This window comes from Nonomuraea sp. NPDC005501 (assembly GCF_040605905.1).
In the GTDB taxonomy this organism is placed as follows: domain Bacteria; phylum Actinomycetota; class Actinomycetes; order Streptosporangiales; family Streptosporangiaceae; genus Nonomuraea.
Genome location: NZ_JBEXDT010000006.1, coordinates 40,431 through 66,632, shown reverse-complemented (window position 1 = coordinate 66,632; position 26,202 = coordinate 40,431). Strand labels below are relative to the sequence as shown.

The 26,202-nt window shown below is 73.1% G+C and carries 24 protein-coding genes; 8 read left to right on the top strand and 16 right to left on the bottom strand.

The window, feature by feature from the left end; genetic code table 11:
* Positions 1 to 51: 51 nt before the first annotated feature.
* Both ABZS51_RS05945 and gltB read right to left on the bottom strand, forming a co-directional pair.
* The gene (locus tag ABZS51_RS05945) at positions 52 to 1,530 is read right to left on the bottom strand and encodes a glutamate synthase subunit beta (protein ID WP_355436925.1); all 1,479 of its coding nucleotides are present in this window, start codon (positions 1,528 to 1,530) and stop codon (positions 52 to 54) included.
* Positions 1,531 to 1,544: 14 nt separating this feature from the next.
* Positions 1,545 to 6,053: a glutamate synthase large subunit gene (gene gltB, locus ABZS51_RS05940; protein WP_355436923.1), complete on the bottom strand. Its 4,509-nt coding sequence runs from the start codon at positions 6,051 to 6,053 to the stop codon at positions 1,545 to 1,547.
* A 222-nt stretch (positions 6,054 to 6,275) separates the two neighbouring features.
* On the opposite strand from gltB, the gene ABZS51_RS05935 reads away from it, so the two are divergent.
* The gene (locus ABZS51_RS05935; protein WP_355436921.1) at positions 6,276 to 7,826 is read left to right on the top strand and encodes a bis-aminopropyl spermidine synthase family protein; all 1,551 of its coding nucleotides are present in this window, start codon (positions 6,276 to 6,278) and stop codon (positions 7,824 to 7,826) included.
* Positions 7,827 to 7,856: 30 nt separating this feature from the next.
* On the opposite strand, the gene ABZS51_RS05930 is transcribed toward ABZS51_RS05935, so the two are convergent.
* Complete coding sequence (locus ABZS51_RS05930) at positions 7,857 to 8,525, bottom strand: hypothetical protein (protein ID WP_355436919.1); 669 nt, start codon at positions 8,523 to 8,525, stop codon at positions 7,857 to 7,859.
* Positions 8,526 to 8,612: 87 nt separating this feature from the next.
* Here ABZS51_RS05930 and ABZS51_RS05925 point away from each other — a divergent pair, with 87 nt between their 5' ends.
* Positions 8,613 to 9,098: an inorganic diphosphatase gene (locus tag ABZS51_RS05925; RefSeq protein ID WP_355436917.1), complete on the top strand. Its 486-nt coding sequence runs from the start codon at positions 8,613 to 8,615 to the stop codon at positions 9,096 to 9,098.
* A gap of 21 nt (positions 9,099 to 9,119) precedes the next feature.
* On the opposite strand, the gene ABZS51_RS05920 is transcribed toward ABZS51_RS05925, so the two are convergent.
* Positions 9,120 to 10,058 carry an SDR family oxidoreductase gene (locus ABZS51_RS05920; protein WP_355436915.1) on the bottom strand — a complete coding sequence of 313 codons (939 nt, stop codon included), beginning with the start codon at positions 10,056 to 10,058 and terminating at the stop codon, positions 9,120 to 9,122.
* A gap of 87 nt (positions 10,059 to 10,145) precedes the next feature.
* On the opposite strand from ABZS51_RS05920, the gene ABZS51_RS05915 reads away from it, so the two are divergent.
* Entirely contained in the window at positions 10,146 to 10,763 is a 618-nt protein-coding gene (locus ABZS51_RS05915) for a TetR family transcriptional regulator (RefSeq protein WP_355436913.1), read from the top strand.
* A gap of 50 nt (positions 10,764 to 10,813) precedes the next feature.
* Here ABZS51_RS05915 and ABZS51_RS05910 read toward each other — a convergent pair whose 3' ends face one another.
* Complete coding sequence (locus ABZS51_RS05910; protein WP_355436911.1) at positions 10,814 to 11,761, bottom strand: LysR family transcriptional regulator; 948 nt, start codon at positions 11,759 to 11,761, stop codon at positions 10,814 to 10,816.
* A gap of 113 nt (positions 11,762 to 11,874) precedes the next feature.
* On the opposite strand from ABZS51_RS05910, the gene ABZS51_RS05905 reads away from it, so the two are divergent.
* Both ABZS51_RS05905 and ABZS51_RS05900 read left to right on the top strand, forming a co-directional pair.
* The gene (locus ABZS51_RS05905) at positions 11,875 to 12,567 is read left to right on the top strand and encodes an MBL fold metallo-hydrolase (protein ID WP_355436909.1); all 693 of its coding nucleotides are present in this window, start codon (positions 11,875 to 11,877) and stop codon (positions 12,565 to 12,567) included.
* Positions 12,568 to 12,690: 123 nt separating this feature from the next.
* On the top strand, positions 12,691 to 13,158 hold the full coding sequence (locus ABZS51_RS05900) for a PaaI family thioesterase (protein WP_355436907.1): 468 nt from the start codon (positions 12,691 to 12,693) through the stop codon (positions 13,156 to 13,158).
* A 159-nt stretch (positions 13,159 to 13,317) separates the two neighbouring features.
* Here the strand turns inward: ABZS51_RS05900 and ABZS51_RS05895 are convergent, their stop codons facing one another.
* The gene (locus ABZS51_RS05895) at positions 13,318 to 14,076 is read right to left on the bottom strand and encodes an SDR family oxidoreductase (protein WP_355436905.1); all 759 of its coding nucleotides are present in this window, start codon (positions 14,074 to 14,076) and stop codon (positions 13,318 to 13,320) included.
* Positions 14,077 to 14,137: 61 nt separating this feature from the next.
* Here ABZS51_RS05895 and ABZS51_RS05890 point away from each other — a divergent pair, with 61 nt between their 5' ends.
* Positions 14,138 to 14,599, top strand: a complete 462-nt coding sequence (locus ABZS51_RS05890; protein ID WP_355436903.1) for a MarR family transcriptional regulator — start codon at positions 14,138 to 14,140, stop codon at positions 14,597 to 14,599.
* 165 nt (positions 14,600 to 14,764) lie between these two features.
* Complete coding sequence (locus ABZS51_RS05885; RefSeq protein ID WP_355436901.1) at positions 14,765 to 15,724, top strand: hypothetical protein; 960 nt, start codon at positions 14,765 to 14,767, stop codon at positions 15,722 to 15,724.
* Positions 15,725 to 15,751: 27 nt separating this feature from the next.
* Here ABZS51_RS05885 and ABZS51_RS05880 read toward each other — a convergent pair whose 3' ends face one another.
* The 4 genes from ABZS51_RS05880 to thrC form a co-directional block, all read right to left on the bottom strand.
* Positions 15,752 to 16,978 (bottom strand): MFS transporter, encoded by a 1,227-nt coding sequence (locus ABZS51_RS05880; protein WP_355436899.1) that lies wholly within the window; start codon positions 16,976 to 16,978, stop codon positions 15,752 to 15,754.
* A gap of 216 nt (positions 16,979 to 17,194) precedes the next feature.
* The gene (locus tag ABZS51_RS05875) at positions 17,195 to 18,721 is read right to left on the bottom strand and encodes a helicase HerA-like domain-containing protein (protein WP_355436897.1); all 1,527 of its coding nucleotides are present in this window, start codon (positions 18,719 to 18,721) and stop codon (positions 17,195 to 17,197) included.
* A 31-nt stretch (positions 18,722 to 18,752) separates the two neighbouring features.
* Complete coding sequence (locus ABZS51_RS05870; RefSeq protein ID WP_355436895.1) at positions 18,753 to 19,307, bottom strand: hypothetical protein; 555 nt, start codon at positions 19,305 to 19,307, stop codon at positions 18,753 to 18,755.
* Between the two features lie 135 nt (positions 19,308 to 19,442).
* Positions 19,443 to 20,507 carry a threonine synthase gene (gene thrC, locus ABZS51_RS05865; protein ID WP_310709271.1) on the bottom strand — a complete coding sequence of 355 codons (1,065 nt, stop codon included), beginning with the start codon at positions 20,505 to 20,507 and terminating at the stop codon, positions 19,443 to 19,445.
* Between the two features lie 65 nt (positions 20,508 to 20,572).
* On the opposite strand from thrC, the gene ABZS51_RS05860 reads away from it, so the two are divergent.
* Positions 20,573 to 21,406, top strand: a complete 834-nt coding sequence (locus tag ABZS51_RS05860) for a MurR/RpiR family transcriptional regulator (RefSeq protein WP_355436893.1) — start codon at positions 20,573 to 20,575, stop codon at positions 21,404 to 21,406.
* 32 nt (positions 21,407 to 21,438) lie between these two features.
* Here the strand turns inward: ABZS51_RS05860 and ABZS51_RS05855 are convergent, their stop codons facing one another.
* Genes ABZS51_RS05855 through ABZS51_RS05830 form a run of 6 tightly spaced genes read right to left on the bottom strand, consistent with a single transcriptional unit; the run spans position 21,439 to position 25,959 of the window.
* Positions 21,439 to 22,038 (bottom strand): hypothetical protein, encoded by a 600-nt coding sequence (locus ABZS51_RS05855; protein WP_355436891.1) that lies wholly within the window; start codon positions 22,036 to 22,038, stop codon positions 21,439 to 21,441.
* Positions 22,038 to 22,856, bottom strand: coding sequence for a hypothetical protein (locus ABZS51_RS05850; RefSeq protein ID WP_355436889.1), 819 nt, complete (start codon positions 22,854 to 22,856; stop codon positions 22,038 to 22,040). Before ABZS51_RS05850 ends, ABZS51_RS05855 begins: the two co-directional genes overlap by 1 nt.
* On the bottom strand, positions 22,853 to 23,557 hold the full coding sequence (locus ABZS51_RS05845) for a VIT1/CCC1 transporter family protein (protein WP_355436887.1): 705 nt from the start codon (positions 23,555 to 23,557) through the stop codon (positions 22,853 to 22,855). The genes ABZS51_RS05850 and ABZS51_RS05845 overlap by 4 nt, the downstream gene beginning before the upstream one ends.
* Positions 23,554 to 24,672, bottom strand: a complete 1,119-nt coding sequence (gene lgt, locus ABZS51_RS05840; RefSeq protein WP_355436885.1) for a prolipoprotein diacylglyceryl transferase — start codon at positions 24,670 to 24,672, stop codon at positions 23,554 to 23,556. The genes ABZS51_RS05845 and lgt overlap by 4 nt, the downstream gene beginning before the upstream one ends.
* A gap of 25 nt (positions 24,673 to 24,697) precedes the next feature.
* Positions 24,698 to 25,459 (bottom strand): thioredoxin domain-containing protein, encoded by a 762-nt coding sequence (locus ABZS51_RS05835; protein ID WP_355436883.1) that lies wholly within the window; start codon positions 25,457 to 25,459, stop codon positions 24,698 to 24,700.
* Positions 25,456 to 25,959 (bottom strand): MauE/DoxX family redox-associated membrane protein, encoded by a 504-nt coding sequence (locus tag ABZS51_RS05830; RefSeq protein WP_310709278.1) that lies wholly within the window; start codon positions 25,957 to 25,959, stop codon positions 25,456 to 25,458. Before ABZS51_RS05830 ends, ABZS51_RS05835 begins: the two co-directional genes overlap by 4 nt.
* Between the last annotated feature and the right edge of the window lie 243 nt (positions 25,960 to 26,202).

Genomic DNA, 26,202 nt, shown 5'->3' with positions numbered 1-26,202 from the left:
ACGCCCGCCCGGACCAGGTCCGGGCGGGCGTCACCGTGCGGCGGGGGCGCGTCAGACGAGCGGGCGCGCCGTGGGCAGGATCGGATACGGCAGGGCCGTCTCGCCGGTGAGGTACCGGTCCACGCCGGAGGCGGCGGCGCGGCCCTCGGCGATGGCCCAGACGATCAGCGACTGGCCGCGGCCCATGTCGCCCGCCACGAAGACGCCGTCCACCTTGGACATGTATGTCTTGTCGCGCGCCACGTTGCCCCGGGGGTCGTAGAAGCCGTCGCCGGCGACCTGGGCGAGGTCCTCCAGCAGGGCGCCCTTCTCCGGGCCGAGGAAGCCCATGGAGAGGGTGACCAGCTCGGCCGGGATCTCCCGCTCGCTGCCCGGGACGGGCCGGAAGCCGTTCTGCGGCCCCTCGACCTCGACCAGGCGCAGCGCGCGGACGTTGCCGGCCTCGTCGCCGACGAACGCGGTGGTGGAGACCGCGTAGACACGGTCTCCGGCGCCGCTCTCCAGCTCCTCGTGCGCGCTCTCCATCTTGAACAGGATGGGGAACGTCGGCCACGGCTGGCTGCCGGGCCGCGACGCCGGCGGCCTCGGCATGATCTCCAGCTGGGTGACCGAGCGGGCGCCCTGGCGGATGGCCGTGCCGATGCAGTCGGCGCCGGTGTCGCCGCCGCCGATCACCACGACGTGCTTGTCCTTGGCCGTGATGGGCGCCTCGGCGAGGTCGCCCTCCTGGACCTTGTTGGACAGCGGCAGGTACTCCATCGCCTGGTGCACGCCGTTCAGCTCGCGGCCCGGGACGGGCAGGTCGCGCCACTGGGTGGCGCCGCCCGACAGCACGACCGCGTCGAACTGCTCGCGCAGCTCGGCGGCCGTGACGTCCACGCCGACGTTGACGCCGGTGCGGAACTCGGTGCCCTCGGCGCGCATCTGGGCGAGCCTGCGGTCGATGTGCCGCTTCTCCATCTTGAACTCGGGGATGCCGTAGCGCAGCAGGCCGCCGACGCGGTCGGCCCGCTCGAACACCACCACGTCGTGCCCGGCGCGGGTGAGCTGCTGGGCGGCGGCCAGCCCGGCGGGGCCGGAGCCGACCACGGCGACGCGCTTGCCGGTCCTGCGGACCGGCGGCTGCGGCGCCACCCAGCCCTCCGCGAACGCCCGGTCGATGATCTCGACCTCGACCCGCTTGATCGCCACCGGGTCGGAGTTGATGCCGAGCACGCACGCCGCCTCACACGGAGCCGGGCAGAGCCTGCCGGTGAACTCCGGGAAGTTGTTGGTGGCGTGCAGCCGCTCGATCGCCTCCCGCCAGTCGGTGCGGAAGACCAGGTCGTTCCACTCGGGGATGAGGTTGCCGAGCGGGCAGCCGTTGTGGCAGAACGGGATGCCGCAGTCCATGCAGCGGGCCGCCTGCTTGGTCAGCTTCTCCTGCGGGAAGTCCTGGTAGACCTCCTGCCAGTCGCTGATGCGGACGTCCACGGGGCGGCGCGCCGGCAGCTCGCGGTCGTACGTGAGAAACCCCTTGGGGTCGGCCATCGGTTACGCCTCCCTTAACCCTGAACCGCAGCGGACATGACCGCTTCGTCGACGTCGCGGCCCTCGACGCGGGCGGCCTCGGCCGCCAGCAGGACCCTCTTGTAGTCGGTCGGCATGATCTTGCCGAACCGGCCGAGCGCGTTCTGCCAGTCGGCGAGCAGCTCCTTGGCCGCCGGCGAGCCGGTCTCGGCGAAGTGCTTCTCGACCGTCTCGCGCAGGAACTCGGCGTCCTCCTCGGTGAGCTCCTCCACGGCGACCATCTCGCGGTTGACCCGCTCGGGCCGCAGGTCGAGCAGGTAGGCGACGCCGCCCGACATGCCGGCCGCGAAGTTGCGGCCGGTCGGGCCGAGGACGACGACCCTGCCGCCGGTCATGTACTCGCAGCCGTGGTCGCCGACGCCCTCGACGACGGCGGTGGCGCCCGAGTTGCGCACGCAGAACCGCTCGCCGACGACGCCGCGGACGAACACCTCGCCGGAGGTCGCGCCGTACAGGGCGACGTTGCCGGCGATGATGTGGCCGTCGAGCGGCGCCTCGTCGTGCGGGCGGACCGTGATGCGGCCGCCGGACAGGCCCTTGCCGAGGTAGTCGTTGGCGTCGCCGGTCAGCCGCAGCGTGACGCCGCGCGGCAGGAACGCGCCGAGCGAGTTGCCCGCCGAGCCGGTGAAGGAGATGTCGATCGTGTTGTCGGGCAGGCCGGCTCCGCCGTACCGCTTGGTCACCTGGTGGCCGAGCATGGTGCCGACCGTGCGGTTGACGTTGCGGATGGGCAGCTCCAGCGTGACGGGGGTGCCGTCGTTGAGCGCTCCCTCGGCGAGCTGGATGAGCGTGTTGTCGAGGGCGTGCTGGAGGCCGTGGTCCTGCTCGATCGTGCGCCGCAGCGGGGTGCCCTCGGGCAGCTCCGGCCGGTGCAGGATCGGCGACAGGTCCAGGCCGGCTGCCTTCCAGTGGTTCTCGGCCGCGGAGATGTCGAGCAGCTCGGCGTGGCCGATGGCCTCGTCCAGCGAGCGGAAGCCGAGCTCGGCGAGGTACTCGCGGATCTCCTCGGCGATGAACTCGAAGAAGTTCACCACGAACTCGGGCTTGCCGCTGAAGCGCTTGCGCAGCTCGGGGTTCTGCGTGGCGACGCCCACGGGGCAGGTGTCGAGGTGGCAGACCCGCATCATGACGCAGCCGGAGACGACGAGCGGAGCGGTGGCGAAGCCGTACTCCTCGGCGCCGAGCAGGGCGGCGATGACGACGTCGCGGCCGGTCTTGAGCTGGCCGTCGACCTGCACGACGATGCGGTCGCGCAGCCCGTTGAGCAGCAGCGTCTGCTGGGTCTCGGCCAGGCCGAGCTCCCAGGGCGCGCCCGCGTGCTTGAGCGAGGTGAGCGGGGAGGCGCCGGTGCCGCCGTCGTGCCCGGAGATGAGCACCACGTCGGCGTGCGCCTTGGACACGCCCGCCGCGACCGTGCCGACCCCGACCTCGGCGACGAGCTTGACGTGCACGCGCGCCGCGGGGTTGGAGTTCTTCAGGTCGTGGATGAGCTGGGCGAGGTCCTCGATGGAGTAGATGTCGTGGTGCGGCGGCGGCGAGATGAGGCCGACGCCGGGCGTGGAGTGCCGCGTCTTGGCGACCCACGGGTAGACCTTGTGGCCGGGCAGCTGGCCGCCCTCACCGGGCTTGGCGCCCTGGGCCATCTTGATCTGCAGGTCGGCGGCGTTGACGAGGTACTCGCTGGTGACGCCGAACCGGCCGGAGGCCACCTGCTTGATGGCCGACCTGCGCTCGGGGTCGTAGAGGCGCTCGGGGTCCTCGCCGCCCTCGCCGGTGTTGGACTTGCCGCCGAGCCGGTTCATCGCGATGGCGAGCGTCTCGTGCGCCTCCATCGAGATCGAGCCGTACGACATCGCGCCGGTGGAGAACCGCTTGACGATCTCGGAGACCGGCTCGACCTCCTCGATGGGGATCGGCGTCCGGCCGGTCTTGAACGTGAACAGGCCCCGCAGGGTCATGAGCCGCTCGGCCTGGGAGTCCACCATCTCGGTGTACTCCTTGAAGATCTCGTAGCGGCGCGTCCTGGTGGCGTGCTGCAGCTTGAAGACCGTCTCGGGGTTGAACAGGTGCGGCTCGCCCTCGCGCCGCCACTGGTACTCGCCGCCGACCTGGAGCCTGCGGTGCGCGTTGGGCACGCGCGGGTAGGCGTGGCGGTGCCGCTCGGCGACCTCGCGGGCCAGCACGTCGAAGCCGACGCCGCCGAGCCGGGAGGTGGTGCCGGTGAAGCAGGAGTCGATGACCTCCTGGCTCAGGCCGAGCGCCTCGAAGATCTGCGCGCCGGTGTAGGAGGCCACGGTCGAGACGCCCATCTTGGACATGACCTTGATGACGCCCTTGCCGTACGCCTTGATGAGGTTGCGCGCGGCCTTGCGCTTGTCGCCCGGGATGACGCCGGTCTCGACGAGGTCCTCGACGGTCTCGATCGCGAGGTACGGGTTGACCGCGCCGGCGCCGTAGCCGATGAGCAGCGCCATGTGGTGGCACTCGCGGGCCTCGCCGGTCTCGATGACCAGGCCGATCTTGGTGCGGGTCTTCTCCTGGATCAGGTGGTGGTGCACCGCGCCGGTCAGCAGGAGCGCCGGGATGGGCGCCAGCTCGGCCGAGGAGCCGCGGTCGGACAGCACGATGATGCGCGCGCCCTCCGCGATCGCCTCGGACACCTCGGCGCGGATCTCCTCCAGGCGGTGCAGCAGCGCCTCGCCGCCGCCCGACACCTGGTAGAGGCCGGAGACGACGTGCGGGTGGAAGCCGGGCAGGTCGCCCTCGTCGTTGATGTGGATGATCTTCGCGAGCTCGTCGTTGTCGATCACCGGGTACGGCAGGACGAGCTGGCGGCAGGAGGTGGGGCCGGGGTCGAGCAGGTTGCCCTCGGGGCCGAGCACGCTGGCCAGGGAGGTGACCAGCTCCTCGCGGATGGCGTCCAGCGGCGGGTTGGTGACCTGCGCGAACAGCTGCGTGAAGTAGTCGAACAGCAGCCGCGGCTTCTCGCTGAGCACCGCGACGGGCGTGTCGGTGCCCATCGAGCCGATCGGCTCGGCGCCCGTCCTCGCCATCGGCGACAGGATGATCCGCAGCTCTTCCTCGGTGTAGCCGAAGGTCTGCTGCCGCTTGACCAGCGCCTCGTGGGTCGGGACCTCCCGCTGGCGGGCGGGCAGCTCCTCGAAGCGCACCAGGCCGGCGTGCAGCCAGTCCTCGTACGGCAGCTCGGCGGCGAGCTCGGCCTTGATCTCGTCGTCCTCGATGATCTTGCCGCGGGCGGTGTCGATGAGGAACATCCGGCCGGGCTGCAGGCGGCCCTTGCGGACCACGTCGCCGGGGGCGAAGTCGAGCACGCCGGCCTCGGAGGCCAGCACGACCAGGCCGTCGGCGGTCACCCAGAAGCGGCCGGGGCGCAGGCCGTTGCGGTCGAGGACGGCGCCGGCGAGCGTGCCGTCGGTGAAGGTGATCGAGGCGGGGCCGTCCCACGCCTCCATCATCGAGGAGTGGAACTCGTAGAAGGCCCGGCGGGCCGGGTCCATCTCGGTGTGGTTCTCCCACGCCTCCGGGATCATCATGAGCACGGCGTGCGGGAGGCTCCGGCCGCCGATGTGCAGCAGCTCCAGCGCCTCGTCGAAGCTGGCGGTGTCGCTGCCGTCGGGGTCGCAGATCGGGAAGAGCCGCGAGATGTCGCCCGGGATGTGGGCGGAGGACAGCATCGCCTCGCGGGCGCGCATCCAGTTGCGGTTGCCCTTGACCGTGTTGATCTCGCCGTTGTGCGCGATGTAGCGGTACGGGTGGGCCAGCGGCCAGCTCGGGAACGTGTTGGTGGAGAAGCGCGAGTGGACCAGCGCGATCGCCGTCTCGTAGCGCTCGTCGGCCAGGTCGGGGAAGAACGGCTCGACCTGCTCGGGGGTGAGCATGCCCTTGTAGACGATCGTGCGGGAGCTCAGCGAGGGGAAGTACACGCCGGCCTCGTGCTCGGCGCGCTTGCGCAGGCAGAAGGCCAGGCGGTCGAGCTCGATGCCCGACTCGCCGGCCGGGCCGGCGACGAACAGCTGCGCGAAGTGCGGCATGACCGCCCGCGCGCTCGGCCCGGGAAGGGCCCGGTCGACCGGCACCTCGCGCCAGCCGAGCACGGTCAGGCTCTCCTCGGCGGCGAGCTGCTCGATCAGCCGCACGGCGGCGGCGCGCTCGGCCTCGCCGGCCGGCAGGAACGCCATGCCGGCGGCGTAGCGACCGGCCTCGGGCAGCGCGAAGTCCACGCTCCCGCGCAGGAAGGCATCGGGGATCTGCGTGAGGATGCCGGCTCCGTCGCCGGTGTCCGGCTCGCTACCCTTCGCCCCCCGGTGGTCGAGATTGAGGAGCGCCGTCAGCGCCTTGACCACGATCCCGTGCCCGCGGCGGCCGGCGACGTCGGCCACCATGGCCACGCCGCAGGCGTCATGCTCGTTGGCGGGGTGGTAAAGGCCCTGGGGCTCAGGAAACCCGAGGTGGGCAGCAGGCATTGAATCCCTCCCGTCGTCATCGTCTGTCCAGAACTGCTCAACAGGCGGGGACGACGTTGGCCCTGCTGCGTTGTGCGTAGAGGTTACCGCACCCATCTCACATGGTGCCCGCTCTGTCCGCATTGCGAACATTGCACCTATCTGGAGCTGGGCATATCCACTCGGGCAACACCGTAAACCATGCCCCGAATTCCCTTGCGCGGGGCCGATAGGGTTTCAGGCATGGACCGTGACGGGGTGGAGCGGCTGCTCACCGAGGCCGGGGTGGACAGCAGGCGGCTCAGGCACGCCCTCACCCTCCTGTGCGACGGCCAGTGGTGGACCCTGGCGGACCTGGTCCGGGAGACGGCCACCTCGCGGCGGACGATCGAGGCGCTGCTGCGCGAGGTGCGGCTGGAGCGCTCCGGCGACGAGCGTTTCCGGGTGCCGCCCGCCGACTCCCCCGGCTACCAGGACCTGCTGGCCATGGCCCCGCCGCCCGAGGACCCGGTCGCCCACCTGCTGCCCCACTACCGGCACGTGCTGGAGCGGCTGACGGAGCTCGTCGCGTCCGGCCCGCGCTCACGGCACGCGCTCGACCACGTGGCCGCCACCCCCGAGACCGTGCTGCGCCGGGCGCTGCTGCTCGGCGCCCGGTTCTGGCTGCCCGGCGCGCGGCTGCTGTGCGTGGGCGACCACGACCTGACCTCGCTGGCCGTCAAGCTCGTCCACCCCGAGACCGACGTCACCGTCGTCGACATCGACGAGCGCATCCTGCGCCACATCGACGCCCAGGACCTCGGGGTCCGCACCCGCTGGGCCGACCTGCGGCTCGGCCTGCCGCCGTCCGCGACGGACCACGACCTGGCCGTCACCGACCCGCCGTACACGCCGGAGGGGGTGGGGCTGTTCGTGGCGCGCGCCCTGGAGGGCGTCAAGCCGGACGGGCGGGTGCTGCTGGCGTACGGGGCGAGCGAGCGCACGCCGGCGCTGGCCCTGAAGGTGCAGGGGGCGCTGTCGGCGCTCAACCTCGCCTACGAGGCGATCTATCCGGACTTCAACCGCTACGACGGCGCGGAGGCCATCGGCTCGGCCGCCGACCTGTACGTGCTGCGGCCCACCTCCCGCACCCGCCCCGCGGTGGCCGCCCGTGTCGAGCGGCTCTCGACCGCCATCTACACGCAGGGCCCGCAGTCGGTCGAGTCCACCGCGCCGGTCTCCCCGGTCCCGGCCGAGGCCGCCGAGGGGGCCGACCTGCTGGTCGGCGACTGGCCCAGGGAGCTGCCGCAGCCGCGGGTCAAGATCACCACGTGGCTCGCCAAGCCCTACGCCGCCGCCGTCCGCCGGGTGGCCGTCGCGGTGCCGCCCGGCCTGGAGGCGGCGCTGCCGCGCCTGCTCCTGGCCACCCGGGCCGAGCACGTGCGGGCCGTCCTCACCGGGCCGCCCGGCCCGCTGCCCAGCTTCCTGTCGGAGGTGTACGCGACGACCGGCGCCGGCGACGTGGTGGAGGCGGTACGGCAGCCGCAGCCCGCGGACGCGGCGGGGGCGGCGCTGCGGCGCATCCTCGACAACGCCCACGGGCGGCTGGCCAACACCTGGCGCGAGGCGCTCATCGCCCTGGCCCGCGAGCAGGGCGCCACGCTCACCAAGAACGAGGCCCGCGCCCTGATCCGGCAGACGGCCCCGTGGGCGGAGGGCCTGACGCCGCTGGAGGCGCCCCTGCACCGCCTGGAGAGCCTCCCCGCCCAGGTGGCCGCCACGGTCAGGGCCCTGTCCGGCACCCTTCCCGGCTGACGGGCGCGCGCGGCCCGGCCGCGTGACCTCCTACGACGCGACGGGGGACGGCTGGACCGGGTCGGCGGCCAGGGCGAACGTCTCGACCAGCTCCGTGCACGTCCCGTGCTCGCCCATGACGCACAGCGCCAGCGTGTCGTACGTCGCGGTGAACGACTCGGCCGGCGGCAGAGTCGCGTCCTCGGCCCGCCGTCCCCGCTCCCGGAACCGGGTGATCGTGACGTGCGGGCGGAACAGGTCGCCCACCTCGTCGTAGCCGTACCTGTCGAGGTTGTCGCGGGCGGGCGGCGGGGCGGTGAGCCGGTGGTCGGCGAGCACGCGGCCGACCGGGTCGAGGCGGCGCAGGCCGGTGCGCAACGGGGCGAGGGCGGCGATGACGTCCTCCTGCAGCCGTGTGACGGCGCCGGTCTTGACGTAGAACAGCTCGAACATGCCGTGCTCGTTGCCCGCGAACCGGTCGGCCGCCAGATGGAGCGCGGGCGTGCGCGCGCTGATGTCGCGCAGCCGCTCGACCGCGATTGCGCACCGGGCCGCCGTGAAATTGGCCATGTAGAGCGAGACGTGCGGGTACGGCCCGTCCTCGCGCAGGACGAACTCGGTGGGGGCCGGCTCGGCGCATCTCCGGCTCAGCTCGGCGGAGCGGGCGTTGACGTCCGGCGGCGGGAGGAGCACCACGTCGTAGACCGGGAGATCGTCCATACCGCACATGGTAGGGACCCCAGGCGCGATCCGCTCGCCCGCGAGGCGCCGTCCTATCATGGGAGGAGCGCCGTAAGGGGGTGCCGCATGCGGGTTGACGTGGTCGTGGAGACGCCGGGGGGATCGCGCAACAAGTACGAGATGGACCAGGCCATCCAGCGGATCCGGCTGGACCGGCTGCTGTTCACCTCGACGGCCTACCCCTACGACTACGGGTACGTCACGGAGACCCTGGCCGAGGACGGCGACCCGCTGGACGCCATGGTGCTCCTGGAGACGCCCACGTTCCCCGGGTGCGTGATCTGCGCGCGGCCGATCGCGGCGTTCTGGATGACCGACGAGGGCGGGCCGGACGCGAAGATCCTCTGCGTCCCGGCCGGCGACCCGCGCGCGGACCACGTGCGCGACCTGGAGGACGTGCAGTGGTACGTGCTCAACGAGATCGGCCACTTCTTCGACGTGTACAAGGACCTGGAGCCCGGCAAGAGCAGCAGCACCCGGGGCTGGGAGCCCCGGCAGTGCGCCGAGGAGATCATCGGCGAGGCGGTGCGCCGGGCCGGCGAGGGCCGCTGACCTCTCGCCCCGTGCCCCCCGTCACACGAGGCTCTGGCCGCCGTCCACGGTGATCACCTGTCCGGTGACGTACGGGTTGGCCATGAGGAACAGGGCCGACGCGGCCGCCTCCTCCGCGGTGCCGTACCTGCCGAGCAGGGTGGCCGAGCCGGCGGCGGCCATGGCGGCGTCGGTGGCCAGCCCCGAGGCGCCGCGCATCAGCGGCGTGTCGATCACGCCGTAGCGGACGGCGTTCACCCGCACCCGGCGGGCCGCGAGCTCGACGGCGAGCCCGCGGGTGAAGGTCTCGACGGCCCCGATGGCCGCCAGAGGGCCGGTCATGCCTGGGGTCGGGCGCAGCGCGTACGTACCCGAGCTGAACGTGATCGAGCCGCCCGCGGGGAGCCGCCCGGCCGCCAGGCGGGCGGCGGTGAAGGCGCCCCAGACCCGCTCCTCGAAGACCGCGCGGACGTCGCCGGCCGAGACCTCGGTGACGGGCCCGAAGCCCACCAGGCCGCCACTCGTGACGAGCACGTGGTCGACGGAGCCGGCCCCGTCGAAGGCACGGGCCAGCGCCTCCTCGTCGGCCCCGTCGGCCGCCACGCCGAGCACCCCGTCGTCCGCCGGCGCGTCACCGTCTCCCTGCGCCTTGCCGTCTCCCTGCGCCTTGCCGTCCCCCTGCGCCTTGTCGTCTCCCCGGGCCCGGCCCTGGCCGTCTTCCCGGGCCTGGTCGTCCTTCCGGACCTGACCGGCGGCGGACGAGCCCGCCGCCTCGCGGACGCGGGCGACCGCGGCGGCCAGCCGTGCGGGGTCACGGCCGACCAGCACCACCCGGCCGCCGAGGCCGCGCAGCAGGGTGGCCGCGGCCAGACCGATCCCCGAGCTGCCGCCCACGACGACGGTCGTCGAGCCGCCGAGGCCCGTGGGCACCGGTGAGCGTACGGGAATGGAAGAGGGAGCGGGTGCGGTGGCGGTCGTCATGACGTCCTCCGGGAGTAAACCATCTGGTTGGTTTAGATCCTGCCCGCATTCCGCCAGCAGTGTCAACTGGATGGTTTAATTCAGGGCATGAGCTACGACGCGGAGGCCACCCGGCGGCGCATCTTCGAGGCCGCCACCGCCGAGTTCGCCGCCTGCGGCCTGGCCGGGGCGCGGGTCGAGCGGATCGCCGCCGCCGCCAGGGCCAACAAGCAGGCCATCTACCTGTACTTCGGCGGCAAGGAGAAGCTGTTCGGCGCGGTCGTGCGCGCCAAGGTGGACGAGGTGTGCCACACCGGCTCGATCGACCCCAACGCGCTGGGCGAGTCCGTCGGGCAGCTCTTCGACTGGTACCAGGAGCATCCGGAGCTGATCCGGATGCTGCTGTGGGAGGCGCTGGAGAACGGCGCCGGCCCGCTCCAGGGCGAGGACGAGCGACGCGCCGCGTACCGGGACAACGTGCGCGACCTGGTCGGCTCGGGCGTCGCCGCGGACCTGGACGAGCCGGCGCGCACCCGCGCCGCGCAGGACTGGATGTTCACGCTGCTCGGCCTGGTGGCGTGGAACTTCGCGGTGCCGCAGCTCTGCCGCCTGGTGCTGGACGAGGACGACGAGCGGGCCGCCCTCGCACGCCGCCGCACGGCCGTGGTCGCCGCCGCCCGCGCCCTCGCCGCCCAGCGCCCGATGGAGGCCAGCCGTCCGAGCTGAGGTTTCAGGGTTCGCCCGGCGGCCGTCACGGTCGAACCCGCACGGGCCGGTCAGGCGTCCACGGGCCGGCGGTCGGTGTCCGGCACCCACCGCCGCGGGTCGCCCGGCGCGGGGAGCGCGGGGCCGCGGCCCAGGCGCCGGAGCAGCGTCCGCAGCGGCGGGCGCGGGTCGTGCCGGCGCCAGACGATCGACCACGGCAGCAGGATCTCCGGATCGGCGATCGGGACCCGGCGCAGCCCGCTGCCGGACGCGTCGATGCTGCTCTCCCCCAGCCCGACGGCGGCCTTCTCCCGCAGGAACCCCTCCACCAGGTGCCGCTGCCCGATGGCCGGCTCGGTGAAACGGAGCGGGACGCCGAACCGCTCGCACAGCCGCCTCAGGTAGCCGCGCCACTCCGCGGCGCCCGCCGGGTCGGGCATGGCGATGCCGTGCTCCCGCAGGTCCGCGGGGCTCAGCACCGCCCTGCCGGCCAGGAGGTGGTCCTCGGGCAGGAAGGCGTGCAGCGGCTCCAGCCGTACGAGGCGGCACGCCAGCTCGGCGGGCCACGGACCCGGCGTGTCGTGCACCCGGCCGAACGCCGCGTCGAGCTCCCCGCGCCGCAGGGCGGGCAGCGCCACGGACAGCCCTTGTCTCATGCTCAGCTCGACCCGCAGGGGCGGGTCCGGCTCAGCCGCCTCGCGCAGCATCCGCAACGGGGTGAACCGCTCGTCGTAGACGTCGACGCGCAGCGGCTCGCCGTCCGCGCGGGCGCCCCGGACGGCGCGGTCGAACGCGGTCAGGGCCTCCACCGCCGCGGGAAGCAACCGCCGTCCGGCCGCGGTCAGCTCCACGCTTCGCGTGGTCCGCTCGAACAGCCGCTCCCCCAGGGCGTCCTCCAGCCGGCGGACGCGTTTGGACAGCGCCTGCTGGCTGAGGTGCAGCCGCGCCGCCGCCCGCCCGAAGTGCAGCTCCTCGGCGGCGACGGCGAACGCCCGCAGGCCGTGGATGTCCGCCTCCATGCCGGACGAGCCTGGACCGACAACCACCGGTTGTCAATCCGGCCTGAACCGCTGTTGGACACCGGGACCGGCCGCCGCTTCGCTGGGACTCCGACAACGAGGGGGACATCGCTGTGGACATCGTGGAGATCCGCCCCGAGCTGCACCTGGTGGTGCTGGAGTTCGGGCAGATGTACGTGTGGGACGACGAAGGCGCGCTGACCCTCGTCGACACCGGCATCGCCACCTCGGGCCCGGACATCGCCGAGGCGCTCGGCCGGCTCGGCCGCCGTACGACGGACGTGCGGCAGGTCGTGCTCACCCACTTCCACGAGGACCACTGCGGCGCGGCGGCCGAGATCTCCGGCTGGGGCGAGGTGAGCGTGATGGCGCACCGGCGGGAGGCGCCGGTGATCCGCGGGGACGTGCCCGGCCCGCCGCCGGCCTTCACCGACGAGGAACGCGCCCTGCACCGCCACCTGGGCGCCCACCTGCTGCCGCCCGCGCCGCCCTGCCGCGTGGACCGTGAGCTGGAGGACGGCGACGTGATCGCCTTCGGCGGCGGGGCCCGGGTGATCGCCACGCCGGGGCACACCGACGGAAGCATCGCCGTCCACCTGCCCGGGCCGGGAGTGCTGTTCACCGGGGACACCGTGGCGCACGTCGGCGGGCGGGTGACGCCCGGGGTGTTCAACCTGGACCGCGCCGAGGTGCTCCGCTCGTTCGCCCGGCTGGCGCGGCTGGACGTGAAGGTCGCCTGCGTCGGGCACGGCGAGCCGATCCCGGACGCGGGCGCCGCCCTGACCGCCGCCGCGACCGCCCTCTGAGCCTCCTCACCCCGGACTCACCCGAGCCCCGCGCCGTCCTGACGGTCGAGAGGGAGCCGCCCACGTGAGCCTTCTCGGGTGCCGGCCGGAGAAATGTCGGTGGCGCGCTGTTGAATGCGTCCCATGGACACGGAGACCGGCCGACATGCCACCGATGCGGAGACCGACCGGCGCGGGCCGATCTGGGACGTGATCACGGGGCGCGTCCCGCCGTCGCCCGCGGCGGCCACCCTGGGATGGGAGCTCATCGCGATGGACCCGGAGCAGGGCACGATCGAGGTGGCGTTCGAGGCCGGTGAGCGGTTCACCAACCCCGTGGGCGTGATCCAGGGCGGTTTCCTGGCCGCGATGCTCGACGACACCATGGGTCCGGCGCTGGCCCTCACGCTTCCGGCCGACCGGTTCGCGCCGACGCTCGACCTCCACGTCCAGTTCCTCCGCCCGGCCCGTCCCGGACGGCTCGTGGGGCGGGGCCGGGTCGTGCGGCGCGGCAGAGAGGTGTGCTTCCTCGCGGGCGAGCTGACCGGCCCCGACGGCAGGCCGGTGGCCACGGGCACGGCGACCGCCTACATCCAGACGATCCGCCGCTGACCGCGGCCCACCCCCCCGCTGCCCAGCCCCCTCCCCTTCCGCCGGCCCGGAGCAGGCCCCCTTTCCACCGACCGGGACCTGGGGCAGACCCCTTTCCACCGACCGGGAGCCCGGGGCAGACCCCTTTCCACCGACGGCGACCCCGCGCCCCCGGGCGTCCTAGCGAGTGAGGTGCCGGCCGCCCGCCACCGACAGGATCTCGCCGTTGACGTGCCCGTTGGCCGCCGAGCCGAGGTAGGCCGCCGCCGACGCCACGTCCTCCGGCGTGCAGATACGTCCCGTCGGCGTCTCCGCGCTCTCGGCGTCCACGGCGCCCTGCCCGAGCCACGGCGTGGACAGCACCCGGTCGGTGAGGGTGAAGCCGGGCCGTACGACGTTCGTGAGCACGCCGTGCCCGGCCTCCCTGACGGCGAGCACCTTCGCGGCCGCCTCCAGCGCGCCCTTGGCCGCCGGGTACGTCACGCCCGCCGGCATGGGCTGGTCCACCACGTCGGACGAGATCAGCACCAGCCGTCCCCACCCGGCGCTCCGCATCCCGGGGAGCACCGCGTCGACCAGCATCAGCGTCCCGGTCACGTTCGCGGTGAAGCCGTCGTTCAGCGTCCGCCAGCTCTCCGGCCCCCTCTGCGGCCAGGCCACCGCGTTGGCGACGAGGACGGCCACGGCGCCCAGCCCGCGCTCGACCTCGCCCACCGCGGACGTGATCGACTCCGGGTCGCTCTGGTCGACGCGCACCGCGACGGCCTTCCCGCCGGAGCCTGCGATCTCCTCGACGAGGCCGCGCGCGCCTTCCTCGTCGCTGTGCCATCCGGCGGCGACCAGAGCGCCCTCGCGGGCGAACGTCGCGGCGATCGCCCGGCCGATGCCGCCGGAAGCCCCGGTGACCAGGACCACGCGCCCTCCGAGCCCCAGATCCATGATCCCTCCAGATAGTTAGCCGACTACTTATTAGCCGACTATACATCTGTAGGATGGTCCCGTGGACACGACCGAGGCGATCCGCGTCAACCGGGCGCTGAACAAGATGAGCAAGCTCTACCGCGCCGCCAAGGCCCGCAAGCTGGCGGCGCTCGGGCTGCACCCGGGGCAGGACGTCATGCTGTGGTTCCTCGCGCAGGAGCCGGAGGGGATCACGGTCTCGGAGCTCGCGGCCCGGCTCGGGATCGAACCGCCGACCGCCACCCGCAGCCTCGCCCGGCTGGAGGGCGGCGGCTGGTTCCGCCGCGAGCCGGTGCCCACGGACCGCCGCCAGGTGCGCATCGTCGTCACGGAGGCCGGCCACGCGCTGGTCCCCCGGATCGAGCGCGCCTGGGCCGAGCTCGCGGAGGAGGCGATGGGCGGGGTGAGCGAGGAGCAGCGCGAGAACACCCTCCTCGCCCTCGAACACGCCAATGCCCGCCTGCGCGGTCTCGTCGACGAGACCGCCCTGACGGAGGAGTGACCTCGCGGCGGGGGTGACCGTTGACTGACGGGTGACCACTGATGGGCCAGTGACGTCGTACTGGGACCGATGGCCCCGGGGCGGGCGGCCCTCCCTCAGCCGGGGGAGGCGCATGCCTCTTCCCGGGGAGGCGCGGATGTCCGGCGGGCCGCGAGGCTCATGACCATGCACGCCGAATTCGATAACCGCAGCGACAGGAGTCGCGGTATCACCAGCGAGAGCGCCGGGAGCCGCAGGCGCACGATGCTGCGCCGCGCCGCCGCGTTCGTCGCGGCGGGCTCGATGTCCCTCTACCTCGCGGTGAAGATCGTCTGGATCACCCTGGAGCTGCGTCACGGCACGGCCGACTGGGTGATGCTCAACCTCGTCACGGTCGTGATGGCGCTGACCGGGATCACCCTGGGCCTGGCGCTCGGGCAGTCGTGGGGGATGCGGCTGCCGGCCTGGCTGGTGCTGCCGTTCGCCTGGATCGGCAGCGGCTTCCTCGTGTCCCTGCTGCCGTACATGCTGGTCAGCGGCTTCCTGGAGCAGGACCCGCCCTCGCCGGGCGACGGCGCCGCCATGCCGGCGTGGGAGGCGGTGTTCATCTCGGTGGGGTTCGCCGGGATGGCGGTGGGGCTGGTCGTCGCCCTGCCGATCTACCTGGCGGAGCGGTGGCCGCACGCGTTCGCGGGGCGGGTGGGCCGGCCGGGCCCGGAGGCGGGCCGCGCGTGGACGCTGCTCCCGGTCGCGGCGCTCGCCGTGGTGTGGTCGTCCTGGGCGGCGGGCGGGCGGGCCGGCCTGGATCCGGCGGCCCTCGCCGGATGGGACGCGAACGCGCGGGTTCTGGTCGGCGACGGCGCGCTGTGCGCGGCCCTGGCGGGTTGGAGCGTGTGGGCGCTCAGCCGGTGGGGCGGCCCGCGGACGCCGCTGTGGCTGCCCATGGCCGCCGGCTTCGTCGCCTCGGGCTCGCTGTTCGCCTGGGGGTCGTGGAAGCTGCTGTGGGTGCTGCTGCCCGGCGCCTACCGGCCGTACGAGTATCGGGGCGTGGCCGTGGCCGAGCACGCGATCGCGATCGTCACGGGCGTCGCCGTCCTGCTGACCTTGCTGAGGGAGCACCGCCGCCGCGCCTCCGCCGAGCGATGACCGTCGTACGCCCGGGGGCGGCGGCCGTCACCTGCTCACGGGATCGACGTCCGGGATGTCGCCGGGCGTGCGGAAATGCGCCATGCCCCGTACCAGGAGCAGCGCCGGAGGCACGAGGAGGATGACGGCCGCCGCGCCCGCGAGCACCGCGTCCGGGCCCGCCAGCCGGGCCAGCGGCCCGGTCAGCGCCTGGCCGAACGGCATGAGCCCGAAACTGCACAGCCAGGCGAACGAGCTGATCCGTCCGATCAGCCGGTCCGGTATCTCGCGCTGCAGGGCGACCTCCCAGTGGATCGCGTAGATCTCCACCCCCGCCCCGGCGACCGCGTACGCCGCGAGGACCGGCAGCGGCGACGGCGCGAGCAGCAGGGACAGCGGCGCCGCCGCGTAGAGGACGATCGCGGTCAACGCCACGACGCCCACGGCGCGGGGCCGCCACGCCAGGGTCACCAGACCGCCGGCCAGGCCGCCTATCCCGTAGCACGTGAGCGCCGCCCCGTACACGGCGGGCGACCCGAACGCGGCGGTGCTCACGACGGGCAGCAGCACCTGTGTCGGCGCCAGGACGAACACCAGGTTGACCGCGGAGAAGACGAGGATGGCACGCACCCACGGGCGGCGCCGCGCCTCGGCGACGCCGGCGCGGATGTCCTCGGCGAACGACGCGCGGGGCGCCGGGATCCGCCGCGGCTCCGTGACCCACCGGAGCGCCACGACCGTGGCCGCGAAGATCACCATGGTGATCGCGTACGCCACCCGGGTCCCTGCCACGGCGATCAGCCCCACGCACGCGGCCGGTCCGGCCATGATGCCGCTGCGGATCGACACGCCGACCAGCGACCTGCCCGAGACGCGCTCCTCGTCGGTGAGAACGCCGCGCAGGAGCCCGTTGAACGCGGGCCGGATGAACGCCTCCGCTGCGCCGGCCAGCAGGACCACGGCCGCCGCGCCCCAGATCGAGGGCGTGGCGGGCAGGGCCAGCGCTCCGGCCAGGAGCGCCTGGGCGCCGTAGGCCGCCATCACCAGGCGCCGCCGCGGCACCCGGTCGGCCCACACGCCGCCGACGGGGAGGAAGGCGACGAGCGTGATCCCGCGCGCGGCGAGGACCAGCCCGAGCGAGACCGCGTCGCCACCGGCGTGGAGGACCGACACGGTGATCGCCACGGCGAACATCTGCTCGCCCATGACCGCGGCCGTCTGCCCGAGCAGCAGCAGCCGGAAGCGGGGGTTGGCGAGGGCCGCGACGCCTTTCATACCGGTGATGCTGTCAGGATCGGGGGACGCCGTCCCGCCTGTCCGCTACGGGCCGACGGCGTCCATCGGGGCGGCCGTGTCCGGCTCCTGCCGGAGAGCCGGGGAGAGCCCGACTACGTCATCCGCATGGCGGTCGGCCGGGACGAAGACGTCCTCGCTCCCACGCTCGACGGTGCGTCCTCGGGATCTGCACCGGAGCGAACGTGAGACCACGGCTCAGCGTCGTCCGCGGCGGGCGGTACCGAAGATGGATCGGGTGATCTCCCGGCCGAAGGTGGACGCCGCCGACCGTGCCAGGGAGCGGAGCTCCTTCGACTCCAGCACGCTGTCCAGCACGGACCGCTTCGGCTCCTCCCGCTCCCGCTGCCCTTCCGGCTCGCGTTCGGTCTGGCCGGAGGGGGCCGCAGGAGTCTCGGCGGGCCGCTCCGGGGTCAGCTTCGCGGCGAGGATCTCGTAGGCGGACTGGCGGTCGATCGCCGTGCCGTACTTCTGCTGGAGCGGCGAGGCGGCGATGACGTTCGCGATCATGTCCGGGCTCGACGGCGCCATGAGCGTCCGAGGGGCGCGCAGGCGCGTCCAGGCCACCGGGGTCGGCGCGCCGGTCTCCGACAGGACCGTGACGACGGCCTCGCCGATGCCGAGCTCGGTGAGCAGCCGCTCCAGGTCGTAGGAGGAGGCGGGGAAGGTCGAGACGGTGGACTTGAGCGCTTTGGCGTCCTGCGGGGTGAAGGCGCGCAGCGCGTGCTGCACCCGCGCGCCGAGCTGGGCCAGCACGTCGCCCGGCACGTCGTTCGGCGTCTGGGTCACGAAGAACACGCCCACGCCCTTCGACCGGATCAGCCGCACCGTCTGGGCGATCGACTGCAGGAACGCCTTGGACGCGTCGTCGAACAGCAGGTGCGCCTCGTCGAAGAAGAACACGAGCTTCGGCTTGTCGGCGTCGCCCACCTCGGGAAGCTCGTGGAAGAGGTCGGCGAGCAGCCACATCAGGAAGGTGGAGAAGAGCTGCGGCCGGTCCTGCACGGCGGGCAGTTCCAGGACGGAGACCGTCCCCTGGCCGTCCGGCGTCACCCGGAGCAGGTCGCGCACGTCGAACTCCGGCTCGCCGAAGAACGCCTCGGCGCCTTGGGCCTCGAAGTTGGTCAAGGCGCGGAGGATGACCCCGGCCGTCGCCGCCGACAGCCCGCCGATCCCGCTCAGCGCCTCCGGCGTGGCGGTCAGATACCGGATGACCGCGATCAGGTCCTTGAGGTCGAGCAGCGGCATGCCGTGCTTGTCGGCGAAGTAGAAGATCAGTCCGAGTGACGACTCCTGCGTCTCGTTGAGTCCGAGGACCTTGGCCAGCAGGGTCGGCCCGAAGGCGGTCATGGTGGCGCGGATCGGGATGCCGGACCCGAGCCCGCCCAACGAGAAGAACTCCACCGGGCAGGCCACGGGCTGCCAGGTTTGCCCGACCTCGGCGGCACGCCGGGTGACGCGGTCGGAGGCCGTGCCCGGCGAGGCGAGCCCGGACAGGTCGCCCTTGATGTCGGCGAGGAAGACGGGGACTCCCTGGGCCGCGAGCTGCTCGGCCATGAGCTGGAGGGTCTTGGTCTTCCCGGTTCCGGTGGCGCCGGCCACCAGTCCGTGCCGGTTGAGCATGCTCAGGGGGATCCGGATCCGCTCCGCCGGATCGGCGGCGCCGTCCGCACGCACCAGCGCGCCGAGTTCCAGCGCCGGCCCCTCGAAGTCGTACCCCTTCATCGCTCCCCCCGCCTGGATCGACCGCGCATTCTCACATGGAGGCGGAGCCGCAATCGTTGCCGAGGTAAGTGAGGGCGGCGTCCCCTATTCTGCTCCATTCCTGGAAGTTGTTCTGGTCGATGATGAATCTGACGCCTTCCAGCAGCATCCCCGTGGCGAGCGCCCGGCAGGAGAAACTCAGCATGTTCTCGTTCTGGAGCGCGTATCCAACGGTGATGAACGAGTCGCCCACGAAAGCCCAGTTCTGGAGGAGTTCCGTGAAGGCCGGATTGCCGCCGGCCTCGGTGTTGTGGAGGGAGAAGCTCCCCCACTGCCCGACCTCCTGGCCGTCGACCTCGTAGGTGTACCCCTGCGGCGCCGAGATGCTGCCCGTGAGCGTGGTCTGCTCGGAGCCTTCGGCGATGACCAGCTCGATGCCGTCCGAGAACCCCGCCGTGAGGGTCCCCACCTCTTTTCCGTCCTGGCTGAAGCCGGAGATGACCAGACCGGAGTCGCCGTCGGACGCCGTGCACCACGCGATGCCGGTGGCGTCCTGGAATTGCTGAGGCGCGGGCACGATGATCAGCACATCGGCATCCTGGCCCATGGCGGCATTCCTTTCACGCGGGCGACGCTGCGTGGGAATTCCTCCCCTTGCCCCATCCGGCGACACGTGGGGGTGGCTAAAATGCGCGTTTCCTCATGCTCTCCCGACGACAAGCGGTTTTATCCGGGCACCGGGTCAGGCGGCCAGGTTCAGGGCGCGGGCCACTTCGCCCGTCGCCGCCCCCGTCCGCGTGGAGGTGTAGCCGTCCCGCAGGGAGGCGTCCGGGTCCTTGAGGCCGTCGCCGCTGAGGGTGATGACGACGCGCCGCCCCGCGGGCAGGTTGCCGCGCTCGTGCTGGTCGAGGAGGCCGGCGACGCCCGCGGCCGAGGCGGGCTCGGCGAAGACGCCGTCGTGGCGGGCGATCATGCGGTACGCGTCGAAGATCTGCTCGTCGGTCACCGCGGCGATCAGGCCGCCGGACTCGTCGCGGGCCGTGACGGCGCCGTCCCAGGTGGCCGGGTTGCCGACGCGGATGGCGCTGGCCGCCGTGGCGGGCTCGGCGACGGGCGCGCCCAGGACGAGGGGGGCGGCGCCCGCCGCCTGGAATCCCCACATCTGAGGGGTGCGCGTGGCCGGGCCCTCGGCGGCGTAGGTCCGGTAGCCGCGCCAGGTCGCGGTGATGTTGCCGCCGTTGCCCACCGGCAGGCAGTGGAGGTCGGGCGCGTCGCCGAGGGCGTCGACGATCTCGTACGCCACGGTCCGCTGCCCGGCCAGCCGCAGCTCGTTGCGCACGGAGTTGACCAGCGCGACGGGGTGGTGGGCGGCCAGCTCGCGGGCGACGCGCAGGCAGTCGTCGAAGGTGCCGTCGATCTCCACGATGCGCGCCCCGTACCGGACGGCCTGGCCGAGCTTGCCGAGCGCGACGGCGCCGCGCGGGATGAGGACGGCGGCGGCGAGCCCGGCGCGGGCGGCGTAGGCCGCGGCCGAGGCGCTGGTGTTGCCGGTGGAGGCGCAGATGACCAGCTCGGCGCCCGCCTGGGCGGCCCGGCTGACCGCGATGGTCATGCCGCGGTCCTTGAACGACCCGGTCGGGTTGGCGCCCTCGACCTTCAGCCACACGTCGCAGCCGGTCAGCGCCGACAGGTGGGCGGAGCGGAGCAGCGGGGTGTTGCCCTCGTGGAGGGAGACGGAGGGGGTGTCGTCGGTGACGGGGAGCCAGCGCCGGTAGGCGCTGTCGATCAGTCCATGCCAGGTGCTCATACCCGGGACCATAACATTCGTTTCATCTGCATGGCCAAATCGAGCCTGGTGTAACATGTGTCAACATGGAGTCCGACGCGCTGGCGGCCCGCCTCGGCGAGGTCTATTCCGAGCTTCCTCCGGGCGAGCGGGCGATCGCCCGGGTGATCCTCGACGACTATCCGTTCGCGGCGCTCGGCTCGCTGCGCGCCCTCGCCGAGCGGGCCGGCGTCAGCCCGCCGACCGCCTCCCGTCTGGTGGGCCGGCTGGGCTTCGCCGGCTTCGCCGAGTTCCAGACCGCGGTACGGGCCGGCGCCCGGGAGGCGGACCGGTCACGGCTGCGGGAGTTCGTCACCCGGCCGCCCGACCCCGTCCGCGCCGCCGACGAGCTGCGGGCCGGCCTGGAGGGCGCCCTGGCGGCGGTGACCGGGCCGCTGCTGGACGCGGTCGCGACCCGGCTGGCCGCGGCGGGCGGCGTGTGGGCGCTGGGCGGGCCGCTGAGCGAGCTGGCCGCCGACTACCTGGTCCGCCAGCTCGCCGGCCTCCGCCCGGGAGCGCGCCGCGTCCCCGAGACACCCCCGGCCCGCGCACGGGCCCTGCTCGACCTGGGACCCTCCGACGTGGTGGTCGCCTACGACTTCCGCCGCTACTCCCCCGACACGGCCCGGTTCGTCCGGGCGGCGCGGGGGCGCGGAGCCCGGCTGATCCTGGTCACGGACGCCTGGGAGTCGCCGCTGGCCGACGAGGCCGAGGTGCTGGTACGGCTGCCCCGCGAGGCGGCCGGGCCGATCGCGCCCCTCACCCACGAGATCGCGGTCACGGAGCTCATCCTCGTCGCCACGGCCACCCGTCTCGACGCCTCCCCCCGGCTCGCCGACCTCGACACGCTCACGCGGGAGCTGTCCTCGGAGGCCACCTGACCGGGTAAGAGCCCCGGAGGGCCCGGGGTGCGTCAGGCGGCGGCGACGACGCGGGACTGGACCACGTGGCCGAGCCGGTCGAGGGAGATGAGCGCGCTCACCAGGTCCGCGCCCTTCCCGCCCTCCGACGTGCCCACCCAGCTCACCGTGACGTAGTGGCCCATCGCCCGCGCCGCGGCCCGGCTGCGGGCGGCGTCGAAGGACGCCGCCGGGCGGACGAAACCTTTCTTGCCGAGCGCCGCCACCAGGGCGTCGGCTGCCCGCCCGTCGGCCAGGTTGAAGATGACGAACTGGCCCGCCACCCCCTGCGGTCCCTCGTACGTGGCCCGCAGCGCCTGGGTGCACCCGGCGGCGGAGACCCCCCACACCGCGTCCTCGCAGTCGTCGAGCTGCTCGGCCGACACGCGCCGCAGCGTGCCGAGGGTGGCGGTGCCGGCGGTGAAGACCTCGTCCACCGTCAACGGCCGCGCGTCGGCCTGGCGGGAGTCGATGACGGAGTACAGGGCGGAGGTTCGCTCACTGCGGAGCGCGGCCGGCCGGGGCTGGTCACGGCCGAGCCAGAGCCAGGCCCCGGCGGCGACCACCGCGAGCCCGGCGACGGCCGCCGGCGCCACGATGAGACGGCGCCGCATCAGGACCTCGGTCCCGTGATCGTGACGACCCGCCGGTAGACGGCCTTCTCGGCGCCGCGCAGCGCCAGCGCGAGGGAGACGAAGTCGTCCCTGGCGGTCGGCTCGGACCCGTCCGTCCTGGCCAGCCACACCAGGCCGACGTAGTGGCCGAGCGCGTAGCCGGCGCCCTCGGAGTGGCCGCCCCGGGGGAACGCGGTCGCGCCGGCGGCCAGCGGCTGGACCCAGCCGCCCCGGTAGCCCAGGTTGAGCGCGTCGACGAGCTGCCCGGCGGCCTGCCCGTCGCGCAGGTTGAGCAAGGTGTACTGGCCGATGTAGCGGCCGTCGGAGCTGGTGTAGAGGCCGCGCGCGGCCTGGCTGCACTCGGCGTCGGCCACCTGCTCGCGCAGCTCCTCGCCCCACACCGCGGCCGCGCAGTCGGCGTCGAGCCGGTGCGCGGCCAGCTTGAGGGTGAGCTTCTTCTCGCCAGTGAGGGTCTTCTGGGCGAAGACCTCCTTGTCGGTGAGCGGCTTGGCGTCCTTGGCCCGGTCGAGGACCGGCTCGAACAGCTTGGGCGAGGCCCAGGCGTGGTAGGTGGCCGGCAGCAGCGCGTCGCCGCCGACCGTGCCGCCGGGCTCCCGCTTGGAGATGTAGCCGCTGCCGAGCGAGGTCACGGCGACGACGAGCGCGTACGAGGCGGCGACGACGCCGATGACCGTGGCGACGATCACAATGATCTTCTGCTGTTGGGGGGCGAGGCCCAGGTCGGTGAGCAGCGGAAGCTGCCAGTCCGAGCGCGGCGGGCGGCGCCGCTTGCGCGGCGCCTGCTTGGTGGTGGTCACAGCCCGGACGCCCCGATCAGGCTGCCCAGGGCGAAGGTGAGCCCGGCGGCCAGCGCGCCGACGAAGAGCTGGCGCAGGCCGGTGTACCACCAGCTGCGCGCCGTCACCGTGGACACCACGGCGCCCGCGGCGAACAGCGACACGCAGGACACCACGGCCGACGGCAGCAGACCTGTGACGCCGAACAGGTAGGGCACGAGCGGCAGGATCGCGCCGACCGCGAAGGACAGGAACGACGAGACGGCCGCCACCCTGGGCGAGGGCAGGGTGTGGGGATCGACGCCGAGCTCGTTCTGCGAGTGGACCTCCAGGGCGACCTCGGGGTCGCGGGAGATCTGGGCGGCCACCTCGGCGGCGGTGTCCGGCCGGACACCCTTGTCGACGAGGGCCTGGGCGAGCTCCGCCTGCTCGGCCTCGGGGTTGTGCTGGAGCTCGCGGCGCTCGACGGCGATCTCGGCCAGGGCCAGCTCACGCTGGCTGGCCACCGACACGTACTCGCCGCCGGCCATGGAGAACGCACCCGCCGCGAGGCCCGCGCCCCCGGCCAGCAGCACGACCTTGGCGTCGGAGGTGCCGCCGGCGACACCGGCGATGAGCGCGAAGTTGGACACCAGGCCGTCCATGGCGCCGAACACCGACGGCCGCAGCCAGCCGCCGGTGACGTCGCGATGCTGGTGGTGGATCTCCGCGCGTCCGGTCATCGCGCGTGCTTCTCCTCTGCCCTGGCGTGCTCACCGGGCGCCCGGTCCGGCCCCTCCGCCTCCGGCTCGCCCTCGGGATCAACGCTACCCTCCGGGCGCTCCCCCGGCTCCACCGCACCCGTACGGGCGGAGCCGCCCGCCTCCCCGCCGGCCTCTTCGTCGTCTCCCGGGGAGGAGGCCGCCGGAGCCTCGGTCTCGTCCGCCTGATCGGCGGGGTGGGCGGGGTCCGCCGCCTGCCCGTCCTCGCCTTCGAGCCCTGCGGATCCTTCGAGGGAGTGGGCCTGCGGCGGGACCACGTGCTCCACGGCGTCCTTGTTGCGCGTCGCCCAGAAGTAGAGCAGCGCCCCGACGAAGACCACGAGCGCGGTCCACTGGTTGATGCGCAGCCCCAGGAACATCACGGCGTGGTCCACCCCGCCCACGGGGTCGATCCGCAGCCCCTCGATCCAGAACCGCCCCAGGGTGTAGCCCGCCACGTACAGCGCGAACAGCCGGCCGTGGCGCAGCGTGAGCCGGCTGCCGATCAGCAGCAGCCCGAAGCCCAGCGCCAGGTCCCACAGCGACTCGTACAGGAACGTCGGGTGGTAGAGCACCCCCGGCTCCCCGCCGTGCATCTGGTCGATCTCCAGCCCCCACGGCAGCGTGGTCGGGCTGCCGTACAGCTCCTGGTTGAACCAGTTGCCCCAGCGGCCGATGGCCTGCGCGAACGCGATGCCCGGCGCCACCGTGTCGGCAACGGCACTCAGCGACAGGCCGCGGCGGCGGCAGGCGATCCACACGCCGACGCCGCCGAGGGCGATCGCGCCCCAGATGCCGAGGCCGCCCTCCCAGATGAACAGCGCCTTGTAGGCGGGCTTGATCGCGCGCTCGCCGAAGTAGGTCTGCCAGTCGGTGATGACGTGGTAGAGGCGGCCGCCGATGAGGCCGAAGATCACCGCGGGCACGGCGATGTCGATGATCGTGCCCTTCTGGCCGCCGCGGGCGCGCCAGCGGCGCTCGCTCAGCCAGACGGCGAAGATCACACCCGCGACGATGCACAGGGCGTAGGCCCGGATCGGGATGATTCCGAGATACCAGACCCCCTGGGCAGGGCTGGGAATCGAGGCAAGGGGCATGTCGGTGAGGGTAGCGGACACCGGACTACTTGGCCGCCTTCGTGACCTGATCGCGTAGCTGCTGAGGCGCGAAGGCGACATTGTTGGGCAGGTCCGTGCCGTTGAGCTTCACGGTGGGCGTGCCCTGGATCTTCTGCTCCTTGATGATCTTGGCGCTGTACGAGCTCTGGGCCTGGGCGTGCCGCTGCGAGGTGACGCACTGCTCGAAGCCGGAGGCGGTGACGCCGGCCTCCTTGCCCCAGCTCACGAGGTCGCTGGTGGTGAAGCCCTTGACGGTCTCCGACGGCTGGTTCTTGTAGAGCAGGTCGTGGAAGGCCAGCCACTGCCGGCCGTCGGCGACGCAGCGGGCGGCGGCGCCGGCCCGCTGGGAGTTGCCCTTGGTGGGCTCCTGCTGGAAGATCGAGATCGGGTGGTACACGACCTTGGCCTTGCCCTCGGCGGCGAGGTTCTTGAAGGTCTGGCCGCTGACCGTCTCCAGCTGCTTGCAGGCGGGGCACTGGAAGTCCTCGTAGACGTCCAGGACGGGCTTGTCGACGCCCGCCATGGCCATCACCACCGAGCCGTCGGGCTGCACGGTGACCGGCGCCTGCGTGCCGCTCGCGGCCTCCTCCGACTGCGACCTGCTCGCCGCGTACAGCCAGCCGGCCCCGACGGCGGCCACCGCGACGACGCCCACGGTGACGTAGGTCATGGTGCGCCGGCGTCGCTCACGCACGCGCTCCACGGCCTGCTGTTCCTTGATCTTCTCGCGTGCCGACTTCATCCGCTCCCCCTTGCTCATGGTCATGCCTCCCCCTCCGTGTCGGCGCGGTCGCCGTCGCCCGGCCCGCGCTGCCCCGTGTCGCCGGCCAGGCCGAGCGGCGAGTCGAGCGCGAAGGCGCCCGGCGAGAACCGGACGATCCAGGCGCCCAGCAACACGAGGCCGAAGTCGCGCAGGATGTCGAGCAGGTAGGACGGCTCCTGCCCGACGCCGAGCTGACCGCCGCCGCCGAAGCAGCCGCAGTCGATGCGCAGACCGTGGGCCCACGCCCAGCCGATGCCGAAGACGAAGGCCAGCATCAGCAGCGCGGCGATCACCCCGGCCACCCTGGTCATCAGACCGACCACCAGCAGCACGCCGACCACGATCTCGAGGATCGGCAGGCCGTAGCCCACCGTCGTGGCGACCGAGTCGGGCAGCAGCTGGTACGCCTTGACCGCCACGACGCTGTCGGACGGATTGCCGATCTTCAGCCAGCCGGCCGCGATCAGCACCCCGCCCAGGACGAGCCGGGCGGCGGTCGTCACCAAGGGTATCGCTGATCTCGCTGGCAGTGACACAGACGACGCGATCACGGGCCCTCTCCTCGTCTCCACGCTGCGGCCGCGCCGGGATGCGCGCGGTTGCCCGGAGACCATCCGATCACGGAGTCGATAAGCGTCGGTTAAGGCGGAAAGGTGGCTCCGCCTGGAGTTTCGCGACGTCCGGGCCTGATCCAGGCTAGCAGCGGAAACGCGTGCCTTCCCGGTCGGCGTGGTCGTTTCCCACGC